The organism is Prevotella sp. E13-27 (assembly GCF_023217965.1).
GTDB lineage: Bacteria > Bacteroidota > Bacteroidia > Bacteroidales > Bacteroidaceae > Prevotella.
In genome coordinates, this window is record NZ_JALPSC010000002.1 from 1,183,587 (window position 1) to 1,196,166 (window position 12,580).

Sequence of the window (12,580 nt, forward strand, 5' to 3'; positions counted from 1 at the left end):
GTAAGCATTCGATAAACTACAGGTAGTAGTACCTATATATTACAGTAACAGCAGCTACATCATTTTCGATTTGTAACTGCTGTTGCTATTTGTTAGTGTCTGTTCATGCTTTCTTTGTCATAATGGCTTCTGGATGCTTCATTTTCCACTTATGCGGCAGTAATTCTATCAGTTCCTCTGGTTTTGCCTTCGCACAATATGGCATCTGGCTGATAATGTCATTGAGGTAATCCCTCGGATTGACATCATGGTTCCTGCATGTTGCCAGTAGTGAGCAGACGACAGCCATATTCTGTGCAGCCTCGTGATTTCCACAGAAGAGATAGTTCTTCCTGCCCAGCGTGATGGGACGTATCTCATTCTCCGCAAGATTGTTGTCAAGCAGGAGTCTTCCGTCCTCCAGATAGCGCATCATATTGTCCCAGCGGGTATAGGCATAGGTGATGGCCTTGCCTATCAGTGAACTCTCGCTGTACTTCACCCCCTCGGTCTCCATCCACAGTTTCATGGCTTCCATAATGGGACGGGCGAGTTCCTGACGCTTGGCCTTGCGCTCATCGGGTGACAGTCCTGCACCATCGCACATGTTTTCTATTTTGTAGAGATGTTGTATCTCCGTAAGGGCATGTTCTGCCATCGGGCGGTTCTCATCGAGTGCCTGCTCAAAATGGCGACGGATATGTACCATGCAGTTAACCAGCCACACGTCAGGATTTGTCTTGAAGGCCGTCTCATAGCCCACAAAACCGTCACATTGTAGATATCCCTTAAAATCGTATTTGTTTGCCAGTGCTTCTATCACTGCTCCTGCCCTGGAGCCCTGGTCGTAATGGAAGAGCACCAGCCGCTGGATTACAGCCCTCACCATCCAGAGATATTCCTTCGCTGCCCTGTGGGTATCCTTGTTCATCACTGGCGTGGTGGTCTCATCTGCCTGTACATAGTCGGCTTTCATCACCTCTGCCTTGAGCACTTCATAAAGTGGCCTGAGCAATTCCATCGTCTGCTTGAACCAACCGTCCATAGTACTTTCCGTAAGACCCTTCATGCCAAGATGACTGTACTGTTTAATCTGACGGTAGTAAGGCATGTGGTACTCATATTTCTGAAGCAGGATCTCTGCCAGCAGGCTGGCACCGGCTATGCCCTTGTAGATAGGCAGAAGGGGCATTGGGGCTATCAGCACTCCACTCATTCCTTTTGGCGCAGTAGCGGTATTATCCTTCAGACCCCACTTCTCGCGGATGATCTCCTTGATATACAGCTGGCCAGGTTTGTGCTCCACGATACGTGTCACCTCCTGGCCAATCTTCTTATAGAGATTCGTGTCGAGATTATCCGGTGTGAGTATTACCTGTTCCAGTACAGGAAGATCCTCCATCATGATACGGTTCTTCCTGTCCTGACGGCGCTCCTCCTTGGTCTTCGTGATCTTCTCCACAGCCTCGTCATGGGCATCTGCTATCTGCTGTGCATTTTCAGGCAGCATACTAGCAAAGAGGTCCGGGTAGTTGGGATCGATGATGGGGAGCTTTTCGGACTTGCGCCCGAAGAGCTGGCGGTTAAGCCATGCCACTTGGGCTGTCAGTTCCTTGATGCGCTCGTTAAGGGAATCCACCTCCTTCTTATGGTTCTCGGACAATGTGGCGATAGAGGCGTTGAGCGTCTCTATCGTTTTCATATACATCTCTTCTCTTTCTTCCATTGTCCGTACCTTTTAAATATAGTGCAAAGGTACAAAAAATATCTGAGAAAGAAGAATATTTTGTACTATAAATAACTAATAATCAGTAATATATGTGTAATAAATTTTGTCTATACCACATACTCCCTCCGTTGTGCGCGAAGGCGCCTGAGTCGCTGGTCAGGAGACTCCTGTATGCCCTCCACCATTACTACAAGATCGCGCCACTCCATCTGATAACTCCGAGTATTCTCATCATACTCAGGCAGCTTGAAGCGCCCTGCCTCCAAACGCTTGACGTACATTACCATACCGCCATCCTCTGCATGGAGCAACTTCATCAGCTTACGACTTGAGCCGATGAAGATGAATACGTCACCATTACGCACGTCACTTCTCATCTTCTCATGCACAACACCGCAGAGAGAGCTGATGCCTTTACGCATATCAGTTCTTCCCGGGCACAGATAGTAGCGCATTGTATCGTTAAGGCAGAACATGGTTCACAAGGCTTTTGTCCAACAGATCGCGTAGCACATCCTCCGTGCCACTGCCGAAGTGGGCACGAAGACCATTGGGAAACAAGAGAGTGGCACCAGTGGGCACAGAACCGGAAAATACAGGGTCGGCATGTTGGGAGAAACTGATAGGAGCTATTGGTAGCTGCGGCTTCTTCTCTGAATCAGCTTTCCTGCGCCAGTAGGTATAGGTAGAGTAATTGATACCAGACTCTTTCAAGTAACTCATCAGTGGCTTACCACTCTGCTGTAGGTCTAACTGCAGCACTTCAAATTCTTCCTTAGTCATAAAAATAACAGTTGTAGTTCGGTGCACTATTGCGACTGCAAAGGTACTATCAAACTACAACTGCTACAACGTGTATTTCAACGAATGCTTACTTTTCTTTTTATAGCATATAGAAGTGACTACCATAGTTCACGTCCATCGTCTGCCAGACCCCACGCGTAGTACCCCTGAGTGTGCTGCGCCGCGACGTGCATATAGAAGAGCCTGGATTCAGTGTGGCACAATTCGCTACCGCCGTGGCCAACGAACTAATGTGGGCATTGGAAGGCCTGGTAGAGGAAGTGACGGTTTACGGATTAAAGTAGAAAAACGACCGACCTTAGTTTAGTTATACAATTATACAGTTATACAGTTAAAAAAATGGGATACATCATTTCTTCTATTATTATATAACTTATTGATATATAGATATTTATATATAAAATAAGGAAAAAGCATACCCTCAAAAATAAACTGTATTACTGTATAACTGTATAGATTTCCTAAAAGTATTATTTAATTATTCTCTAAAAAGCTAATAATCAATGAGATACGACATAACAACAAAGAAGGCACCCGAGATGCCTAACCTCGGAAAGGGTACAGAATGTATCAAATTACTGCTCTCACAGGCCTCAAAAGACATGTACGAACCCCTCGTTCCGATGCTTTTCCCCTCACTTGGCGCACATATCAGCGGCGCAGAATTTCAGTATCCTGATCGCAGTTGGAAGGAAATGTGTGGCCAAATGGCTAATCTGGTTGGCGAATCGGGGTGTAACAAGGGTCAATTTGGAGTATAATTATAAACCCAAAAACGCTTAGTCTAAACGCTCGTAGCAATCTTACTAAACGCTCTGGGCGTTCTTACTAAACGTTGCTCTGCGTTCTCTATGTTTCTGTAGTAAAAACTTTAGATATAAAGCAATCGGGCTAAGCTCTTGTGAACTTAGCCCGATTTGCTTTGGTCGAGGTGACAGGACTCGAACCTGCGACAGCCTGGTCCCAAACCAGGAACGCTACCAACTGCGCTACACCTCGTTTTTGCGGGTGCAAAGGTATTAAGAAAAATTGAGAACCGAAAATTTTAAGGAAGAAAAATACGCTTGAAGCGGTATATTTAACATTCTTTCAACTCTCGGTTCTCAATCATTGTTATTTTATGATACCTTGCTCTACGAAAATCTTCTTCAGCGCGATTACGGAACGCTCTACCTGCTCCTCTGTGTGAGTAGCCATGAGGGCATAGCGCACGAGGGTGTCCTGTGGTGCACATGCTGGTGGAATGACAGGATTGATGAACACGCCTGCATTGAATGCGAGTGCTGTTACAAGGAATGTCTTCTCTGTGTCGCGCACGTAAAGAGGAATGATGGGGCTCTCGGTATCGCCAATCTCGAAGCCTTCCTCGCGGAAACGCTTCAGGGCGTAGCGAGTTACGTTCCACAGCTTCTCAATGCGCTCTGGCTCCTGCTGGATGATGTGGAGTGCCTCGAGGGCAGCAGCTGTTGCAGCAGGTGTGTTTGATGCAGAGAAGATGTATGTGCGGCAAGAGTGACGCAGATAGTTGATGGTGTCGAAGTCAGAAGCAATGAAGCCACCGATGCTGGCAAGTGACTTAGAGAAGGTGCCCATGATGAGGTCAACCTCCTTAGTGAGACCGAAGTGGTCGCACACGCCCCTACCCTGACGGCCGAAGACGCCAACGCCGTGGGCCTCGTCAACCATCACTGAGCAGTTGTACTTATGCTTAAGCTCGATGATTTCAGGCAGCTTGGCAAGGTCGCCCTCCATAGAGAACACGCCATCGACAACGATGAGCTTGATAGCCTCATGAGGCAGACGCTGGAGCACGCGCTCGAGGTCTTCCATGTCGTTGTGCTTGTAGTGGAGCTGCTTAGCAAAGGCCAGACGGCGTCCGTCAACGATAGATGCGTGGTCGCGATCGTCGCAGATTACATAGTCATCCTTGCTGAGCAATGCGGGAATAACGCCCTGGTTAACGCTGAAACCGGTAGAGAGGCACAGACAGTCATCCTTGCCAATGAACTCTGCTATTTCTTTCTCTAACTTTACGTGGAGATCGAGCGTACCGTTCAGGAAGCGGCTGCCTGCACAGCCAGTGCCATATTTATCAAGAGCTTCCTTGGCCTTGTCGATGATACGCTGGTCGCCAGTGAGACCTGTGTATGCGTTAGAACCGAACATCAGTACTTTATGACCGCCCATTTCTACTTCCGTACCCTGCTTGCCTGTGATTTCACGGAAATAAGGATAAACGCCCTTTTCCATGAACTGCTGTGGGATACGGTATTCTTTGTATCTTTCTTGTAATTGTCCCATATTAAAGTTATAGGTATGAATACTTTTAATTACAGCCTGCAAAATTACACAAAAATCTTCAAATCATGCATTTTTTTCGTAATATTTACAACAAAGAGGTAATTTTCTTAGTAAGGAAGCCACAAAATCAAATAAAAAGATGTACATTTGCATTGTCATGACAGATAAAAAACTGAAAATAGCATTTATTGTCAATCCTATTTCGGGTACTGGCAACAAGGAGAAGATTCCAGGTCTGATAGAACAGATACTTGACAAGAATCTTTTCGACTACAGCATATCGTTCACTGAACGTTCGGGTCATGCTGCCGAGATGGCCTCGCAGTTTGCCCAGCAGGGCTATGACATCTGTGCTGCCGTTGGAGGTGACGGAACGGTGAACGAGGTTGCCCGCTCGCTGATAGATACCGACACGGCGCTGGCAATAATCCCCTGCGGAAGCGGCAACGGCCTTGCACGCCACCTCTGCCTGCCCTTGGAGACGAAGAGCGCCATCAACATAATAAACTCCGCTCAGATAGAGCGTTTCGACTACGGCATCATTAACGGTCTGCCATTCTTCTGCACTTGCGGAATGGGCTTCGACGCATTCATCTCGCTGAAGTTTGCCGAGGCAGGCAAGCGCGGCCCAATAACATACGTGGAGAACGTGCTGAAAGAGGGCTTGAAATACAAGCCTGAGACCTACACCGTGGAAGACGAGAGCGGCACCCACCACTACAAGGCGTTCCTCATAGCCTGTGCCAACGCAGCACAATACGGCAACAACGCATACATAGCCCCTGGCGCTTCGATGAAAGACGGACTTATGGACGTGATAATCATGGAGCCGTTTGACGTGATAGATGCGCCAAAGATTGCTATGGACCTCTTTGCCAAGACGCTGAGCAGCAACTCGCGCATAAAGACTTTCCAGGCAAGGAAGATTCACATACACCGCTCAAAGCCGGGTGCCATACACTTCGACGGCGACCCCATCATGACCGATGCCGATATTGACGTAGCAATGAAGCCACTGGGCATAAAGATTGTGGTTAATCCCGACATGCCCGAAGACGAGGCACAACCAAACCCCATACTCAACGCCTTCAGCGACTTCTTTAATAATATAAATAATGTACGCGACGACATAGTACGTGGCGGTCATCGTATTCAGGCGCTCAACAAACTGATGCTCCGCAAACTATCAAGACTATGACAGACAACCTGGAAGAACTCTTTCCTGTGGTCAACGAAGACGGTGTGACTACAGGCAAGATAACACGCAAAGAAGCTCATAGCGGAACGAGGATACTCCACCCAGTGGTGCATCTCCACCTGTTTAACTCGAAGGGTGAGCTGTACCTGCAGCGCCGCCCATTGTGGAAAGACATACAGCCAGGCAAATGGGACACGGCCTGCGGAGGACACATGGCCTACGGCGAGACGCCCGAGGAAGCGCTGCGCAGAGAGGTGAGCGAAGAGCTTGGGATAACTGATTTCGAGCCTGAATTTCTTGGGAAATATGTCTTTGACAGCAAGAGGGAGCGCGAACTGGTATATGTGAACAAGGCTGTCTATGACGGCAAGGTTAATCCCAGCGACGATGAGCTCGACGGCGGACGGTTCTGGACAGAAGAGGAACTGCGCGAAGCTATGGGAAAGAACATTCTCACTCCGAACTTCGAACAAGAATACAAGGCGTTTTTCCCATGCAGATGACAGTCATCATAGTGATTCTCGCTTCATGCGTGGCCTATGCCTCATGGCGCACCTATCGCCTCATAAGCGAGAAAGAAGACCCATGTGCAGGCTGCGAAGGGTGCGAACTGAAGCACAAAATAAAGGAAAAAAGCGAGTGTCAGAAGAAAAAGTAAGAAAATTATTTGGCTGAAAGAGAAAAAAGCATTACCTTTGCACTCGCAAAAAAGCAAAGACCTCTGGTGCCTTGGATGAGTGGCTTAGTCAACGGTCTGCAAAACCGTCTACGGCGGTTCGAATCCGCCAGGCACCTCAGAAGAAAATAGGAAGCATTTCGCTTCCTATTTTTTGTTTTACTTTATCGTTACCTGCGTAGCACCGTAGCCATATTCCTGGAATGACGCATCCTGATAGGTGTAGTTCTTGAACCTGTAGCGCAAATCGTTGATGAGCGCCTGACGCAGAACACCCTCACCCTTGCCGTGAATGAAGATAATCTTCAGACCTTTCTTGTTGGCATGCTCACGCAGAGTCTTGCGGAACACGTCGAGCTGGTAGTTAAGTATGTCGGCAGCTTCCATGCCGTTGGTCATCTCAAGCACCTCGTCAGCATGAAGGTCCACAACGACTGGCTCGCCTGCCTTTCGTGCTGGCTGAATGAGCGGACGCTTAGCCTTCAGCTGCTCAGGCTTGTGGAACATGTTCTCCTTCAGCTGCTGAGCATCGACGAAAAGCGGTTTCATGGGTTTGTCGTTCTCAATGAGCGTGTAGATAAGTGCGGGCTGCTCAAAGAAATCGTTCTCCTGGAAGGTGTGAAGCTTGTAGAACTTCACGGAGTCAACTCTGAACTGAACGTCAACAGCAGGCTTCAGCATGAAGTTTTTCTCACGCTTATAGGGAAGAATCTGAACTGCTACGCGCTCAAGGTCGTTAAGGTCCTCACGACCGAACTCCTCAACAAACAGCTTTGTGTTTGGCTCTACCTCGGCTGCAGCACGAAGATGCCAGCTGTTTCCCTCGGCCGACATATACGTGAAGCGCATGTAGTAGTTGGAATCGTTGACGAAATATGCCTCGAAACGCGTCTGACTGATCTCCTTGACATCCATCGGTACGAAGGCAAGATAAGCTGAAAGCATCTCGCCACCCTTGCGCTCTTCAGGCAGAGGCTTAAAGGTTACCGGACGGTCGGCAGGCTCTACATCGGCCTCCTCGACATGCTTCTGCTGAGCACCCTTCTGCTTAACCTCCACCACATGCTGGGTGTCATAGTTCTCTTCACCGATAACAACAACATCGCTGACTCTCATGGGAACCTGAAAGCCGTCTTCGTCTTCCACGAGGACAACATCCTTTCCCTGAAAGCCTGCCACTTTTCCTCCGCCAATCTCGCTGAGGAATCTCACTTTATCTCCTATCTTCATAGTAATGTTTCTTTCTTTTTTATGGTATCAATAATGAGCTGTCGCCATAGCTTAGGAAGCGGAAGTCATGGCCGAGTGCATAGTCATAGATTTTCTTCCAGTCACCCTTGACAAAAGCGCTGACAAGCAACAGCAGCGTTGATTGAGGCTGATGGAAATTGGTTACCAGCATCTTTACAATCTTATATTCATAGCCAGGGGCAATGATGATTTGAGTGCTGCTGTGAAGAGTGTTCAGACCATTGCTGTCGAGCCACTGAAGCAGAGCCTCAATAGCAGCCTTTGCCTCTACCCTCTCGCCAGCGGCTTCATCGTAGGGTTCCCACTGGTTTACATGCAGCTCGTCTTCCTTCAGCGACGGATTGCGCAGCACCTTCAGTCCCATGAAGTAAAGACTCTCCAGAGTGCGCACGCTTGTCGTTCCTACAGCAATAGCCTTGCAGTCGTGACGGAGAAGCTTCTCGAGAGTCTGACGCTTAACAGCCACATACTCGGTATGCATCTCATGACCATTGATTTCCTCGCTCTTGACAGGCTTGAATGTTCCTGCGCCAACATGAAGGGTGAGCTCTTCGCGATCAATGCCGTGAGCATCGAGAGCCTCGAGCACCTTCGGAGTGAAATGAAGACCTGCCGTAGGCGCTGCCACGCTGCCCTTAATCTTTGAATAAACGGTCTGGTAGGTGGTCTTGTCGCTCTCCTGAGTCTCTCTGTTAAGATATGGAGGGATGGGAAGCTCGCCCATCACATCGACAATTTCAGCAAACGACACACTATCGGCATTCCACTCGAAGTCAATGCGGAAACTGGTGCCGTGCTCGCCGTTACGAGTGGCACAAACGGTAACAGGCGTTCCCTTGACCTCAATGTCACGCTTGAGGGTTCCCTCTTTCCATTTCTTCAGATTGCCCACCAGACAATACCAGGCACAATGGCCCGTGGTCTGGAACATCTGCTCATAGTCGCTCGGCTCGGCAGGCTCAAGCAGGAACACCTCTATGAGAGCACCTGTCTCTTTGCGGAAGTGCATTCGTGCCTGAATAACCTTTGTGTTATTGAAAACCATCAATGCGCCAGAGGGCAGATAGTCGGGAAGATTACAGAAGGTATCTTCACTAACCACTCCCTTGTTATAGACAAGCAGCTTAGACTGGTCACGCTGACTAAGCGGGAACTTCGCTATGCGCTCATCGGGAAGCGGATAATTATAGTCACTAATACGTATGTGTTTTGTATCCATAGAATCAATCAATTGTAAAATAAATCGGTATAACGGAAGAAACCGTTACTTATAAATGAAAAAGCAGGCTTTTACCACAGCATAGACAAAGATGAGCACAAGCACGCTTATCACAACATCGACATCGGCTACCTGATAGCCTGTAGATGTATATTGTTCGGAGACGAAAGCCTTACCCTTGGACCAAGTGCCAGAAACCTTCTGATGAACGTACCACATCGTAGTACCAACGATTGAACCCCATATCAGACCAACAGTTATGTCGCCAGGATAATGGACGCCAAGATAAAGGCGAGTCCAGCAGTTCACTAACGACCAGATTACGAGGGCAATCGTAAGATAGGTGTTGCGTACGATTAACGAAAAGAATATGGCAAGGCTGAACGTATTGCAGGCATGGGCAGAAAAGAAACCATAGTTTCCTCCGCGATAGCCGTTAACAACATCGACAAGTGTGCCAATCTCTGGATCGTGAGTAGGACGCCAGCGTGCTACAGATGGTTTTACCAAGCCATCATCAACAGCACCGGCAAGAACGGCACAGAAAGCGGCACAGCCAACGACAAGAAGAATCTTCTTGACATTTTCGTTGTTCTTCAGCACCATATAGAACAATGCCACATAGAGCGGAATCCATGTAGCTGCAGTTGTCAGTGTCTTCACCAGTCCATCAAGGAATAATGATTCGCTGCCGTTGACGGCCAGCAACAACTGCTTGTCAAATGATATCAGACTGTCCCACATATCTCTGCCTCACATTTACGGTTAAATCATTTCTATCTGCTGAGTCTTAATCCAGCCCTGCTTACCATCAGACACACGCACCTCTTTCCACTCTCTCATAGAGTCATCGACAATGGTAACCTTAGTACCTTCATGCAGGATGAAAAGGTCAGTACCATTGGCAGCAGGAGTGCTCTTCACGCTAACTGCCGACTCCATGATGATGGCTCCTCGCTGGGTGTCCATCATGTGTTTCTGCTGCCATGCGAAAATGTTGCCAAACACAAAGAGAAGCAGCGCTACGATAGCTCCAAAGAATCCTATCTTGCGAAGGAGCAACATGTCTGCAAACAGATAGAGCAGAACGAGCAGAAGAGCCAGACCGAGCATTGTCAAAGCGAAATAAGCCCATCCGTCAACACTTGCCATGTTAATCAGCGAGCGATACCAGGTGACGAAGAACATCTCCGACTCAGGCAGAATCTTGTCGATGGTCTTTGAACGAGCCATCTGCAGATTGAAACGCACGTCGGCATCGCTTGGCGACAACATTAGTGCACGTTCATAGTTCAGAATGGCACGTGTGTTGTCTTCCGTGCGGTAATAAGCGTTGCCGAGATTATAATAAAGCTCAAAGCTCACGCCGCTCTTCAACAGCGAGTCATAGAGCACAACGGCTTGCTGATAGTTGCCACTTGCATAGGCGCTGTCGGCCATAGCCTTCGTAACGCCTGTATCCACGCCCTCGGCATCAGCACTTGAAGGCATCAGCGAGAGGAGAGAACATGCAAGTATGAACATCACGGACTTGAACACATTGTCTGACGACTTTTTCTTATTCTTCTTCATCATCGACTCTAACTTTTCTATCACAGAGACTGCCTCTTTATAGACCTTGCTCATGTTGCCACGAGGATCGCCTGGGGCATAGCGCTGATATTCACACATATCGAGGATTTCGACAAAGGCGTTAACTGCCTCAGGCTCAGCGCCTCGCTCATCGAAACGCTCACGGATATTGTCACGATTCAGCTTGGCAACAGGAATGTTCAGCTTGTCGCCCACATATCCCCACATAGCACGGAGCACTTCATCGAAGAACTCGTTGGACTTGTTGTCGTTCATAAGCTTGGCAGCTTTCTTCAGTCGCTTGGTAGCAACCTTGTTTGCCTTACCCGCACGAGAGCCTACAACATCGGCATTAGCGATGGCACGCTGGCGGAAGATGACAAAGAGAGCCACAAAGATGGCGAGAAGAACGCCCATAACAGCCCAATAGATGCCGCTGCCGAAGAAGAACGAACCAACCTTCTTCTGCTTAACATCGCCAAGCTTGATGTAGCGGATGTCCTTTGCCAGAGTCTGCACTTCCTCCTGAGACGAATAGTCTCTCATGGTGTTAACCTCTGAGCCGTCACCCTTCTCGACATGAATATGGAAGGCTTCTGTCTTAACAGTTTCATACTTACGGGTGGCTGTGTTGAAGAATACGAACTCCACTGGAGGAATGTCAAACTCTCCCTGATGACGGGGAACAGTAAGGAACTCATAGACCATGCTTCCTTCAAGGCCATTGGTAGTGAGTTTGGTCTTGTCGGTCTGCTTAGCATCGTAGCGGTCGAAGTCCTTGGGGAATTCTACAACAGGTTCCTTGATGAGCTTCAAGTTACCAACGCCACTCACAACAACCTTCATGTTTATTGGGTCATTGGCCTTTACTTCGGTCTTATCGACAGTAGCAGAAATGCTGAACTTGCCTACTCCACCGGAGAAGTTTACAGGACGCTCAGGAAGAGGCTCTACTTCGATGTCTATGCCTGGTGCCTTGATGGACTTCTTGACTTCAACATATCCTGAGCCACCATTGAAGAAGGCTTCGAAAGGATCAACATATCTGTTACGCATAGCCACGATGCCGTTAAAGGTAAGGCTGGGAATATGCAGCTTACCAGTAATCTGTGGGAACATGACATACTGACTCCACGTAACGGTATTATAGTTTCGGCCATTGAACTGCTCCAATGAAAAACTCTTCTGCTGAGGAAGAGGCACCTCCTGAGTATGGAAGCCTTTCAAGTCGGGCATCTTACCCTCAAGCTGGGTGAGGTTAACGAGCGAATAGACCTTATAAGTGAGTAAGATAGGCTCCTGCTCATAGACGCGCTTCTTGTTGGCACTGACACGAATGAACAGCTCATTGCCAGAGATGTTCTTACCCATATCCTGCTCTTGAGCATCGCGATGATGACGACTGTTGCCACTACCTGAACCACCGCCATTATTCTGACTCTGGGCCTGTCCGCTTACAACAATCTTGACTGTGTTGGAAGAAATCTTCTTACCGTCGGCAGTAACACTTGCTGAAGGCAGAGTGAACGTTCCGTTCTTGTTGGCCACCAAGATATAGGTCAGCGTTGTAGATGAAGACTGCGACGTCTTTCCGTTTATGATTTGAAAGCTCGATGATGTAGAACGGCTCGGACCCATGAGTACCTCAAAGGCATCAGGAACGTGACCCATACTGAAATCACTAATATCCTGAGTGTCAATGGAATATTGCAGTCGGAACTGCTGACCAGTTGCCACCTGCTGAGGCGCATTGGCTGTGATGTGCTGAGCCAATGCTGCTACGATGTTTAAGATTAGAAACGATAAAAATAAAAACAGTCTTTTCATTACCTATTCTATCTTTTGTCTTTT

12 protein-coding genes and 2 tRNA genes are annotated in these 12,580 nt (G+C 48.2%); 5 read left to right on the forward strand and 9 right to left on the reverse strand.

Annotated features, from left to right (window positions below; translation table 11 throughout):
• Positions 1 to 103: 103 nt before the first annotated feature.
• From tnpC to tnpA, 3 genes are all read right to left on the reverse strand, one after another.
• Positions 104 to 1,705, reverse strand: coding sequence for an IS66 family transposase (gene tnpC / locus M1L52_RS13955; protein WP_248614203.1), 1,602 nt, complete (start codon positions 1,703 to 1,705; stop codon positions 104 to 106).
• A gap of 110 nt (positions 1,706 to 1,815) precedes the next feature.
• Positions 1,816 to 2,163, reverse strand: coding sequence for an IS66 family insertion sequence element accessory protein TnpB (gene tnpB / locus M1L52_RS13960; protein ID WP_248614202.1), 348 nt, complete (start codon positions 2,161 to 2,163; stop codon positions 1,816 to 1,818).
• 7 nt (positions 2,164 to 2,170) lie between these two features.
• Positions 2,171 to 2,491, reverse strand: a complete 321-nt coding sequence (tnpA, locus tag M1L52_RS13965) for an IS66 family insertion sequence element accessory protein TnpA (protein WP_248614201.1) — start codon at positions 2,489 to 2,491, stop codon at positions 2,171 to 2,173.
• 524 nt (positions 2,492 to 3,015) lie between these two features.
• On the opposite strand from tnpA, the gene M1L52_RS13970 reads away from it, so the two are divergent.
• Positions 3,016 to 3,273 (forward strand): hypothetical protein, encoded by a 258-nt coding sequence (locus tag M1L52_RS13970; protein WP_248615642.1) that lies wholly within the window; start codon positions 3,016 to 3,018, stop codon positions 3,271 to 3,273.
• A gap of 162 nt (positions 3,274 to 3,435) precedes the next feature.
• Here M1L52_RS13970 and M1L52_RS13975 read toward each other — a convergent pair.
• Positions 3,436 to 3,511: transfer RNA gene (locus tag M1L52_RS13975), tRNA-Pro, on the reverse strand.
• Between the two features lie 114 nt (positions 3,512 to 3,625).
• Positions 3,626 to 4,813 (reverse strand): serine palmitoyltransferase, encoded by a 1,188-nt coding sequence (gene spt, locus M1L52_RS13980; protein ID WP_248615643.1) that lies wholly within the window; start codon positions 4,811 to 4,813, stop codon positions 3,626 to 3,628.
• A 157-nt stretch (positions 4,814 to 4,970) separates the two neighbouring features.
• Here spt and M1L52_RS13985 point away from each other — a divergent pair, with 157 nt between their 5' ends.
• The 4 genes from M1L52_RS13985 to M1L52_RS14000 all read left to right on the forward strand — a co-directional run bounded on the left by M1L52_RS13985 (position 4,971) and on the right by M1L52_RS14000 (position 6,806).
• Positions 4,971 to 6,011 (forward strand): diacylglycerol/lipid kinase family protein, encoded by a 1,041-nt coding sequence (locus M1L52_RS13985; RefSeq protein ID WP_248615644.1) that lies wholly within the window; start codon positions 4,971 to 4,973, stop codon positions 6,009 to 6,011.
• Entirely contained in the window at positions 6,008 to 6,514 is a 507-nt protein-coding gene (locus tag M1L52_RS13990) for an NUDIX hydrolase (RefSeq protein ID WP_248615645.1), read from the forward strand. The genes M1L52_RS13985 and M1L52_RS13990 overlap by 4 nt, the downstream gene beginning before the upstream one ends.
• Positions 6,505 to 6,669 carry a hypothetical protein gene (locus tag M1L52_RS13995; RefSeq protein WP_248615646.1) on the forward strand — a complete coding sequence of 55 codons (165 nt, stop codon included), beginning with the start codon at positions 6,505 to 6,507 and terminating at the stop codon, positions 6,667 to 6,669. Before M1L52_RS13990 ends, M1L52_RS13995 begins: the two co-directional genes overlap by 10 nt.
• Positions 6,670 to 6,734: 65 nt before the next feature.
• Positions 6,735 to 6,806: transfer RNA gene (locus tag M1L52_RS14000), tRNA-Cys, on the forward strand.
• 40 nt (positions 6,807 to 6,846) lie between these two features.
• Here M1L52_RS14000 and M1L52_RS14005 read toward each other — a convergent pair.
• Genes M1L52_RS14005 through M1L52_RS14020 form a run of 4 tightly spaced genes read right to left on the reverse strand, consistent with a single transcriptional unit; the run spans position 6,847 to position 12,556 of the window.
• Positions 6,847 to 7,917 carry a DUF2027 domain-containing protein gene (locus tag M1L52_RS14005; protein WP_248615647.1) on the reverse strand — a complete coding sequence of 357 codons (1,071 nt, stop codon included), beginning with the start codon at positions 7,915 to 7,917 and terminating at the stop codon, positions 6,847 to 6,849.
• A 19-nt stretch (positions 7,918 to 7,936) separates the two neighbouring features.
• On the reverse strand, positions 7,937 to 9,157 hold the full coding sequence (locus M1L52_RS14010; protein WP_248615648.1) for an S-adenosylmethionine:tRNA ribosyltransferase-isomerase: 1,221 nt from the start codon (positions 9,155 to 9,157) through the stop codon (positions 7,937 to 7,939).
• Positions 9,158 to 9,202: 45 nt separating this feature from the next.
• Positions 9,203 to 9,901, reverse strand: a complete 699-nt coding sequence (locus M1L52_RS14015) for a phosphatase PAP2 family protein (RefSeq protein ID WP_248615649.1) — start codon at positions 9,899 to 9,901, stop codon at positions 9,203 to 9,205.
• Positions 9,902 to 9,922: 21 nt separating this feature from the next.
• Complete coding sequence (locus tag M1L52_RS14020; RefSeq protein WP_248615650.1) at positions 9,923 to 12,556, reverse strand: BatD family protein; 2,634 nt, start codon at positions 12,554 to 12,556, stop codon at positions 9,923 to 9,925.
• Positions 12,557 to 12,580: the final 24 nt, after the last annotated feature.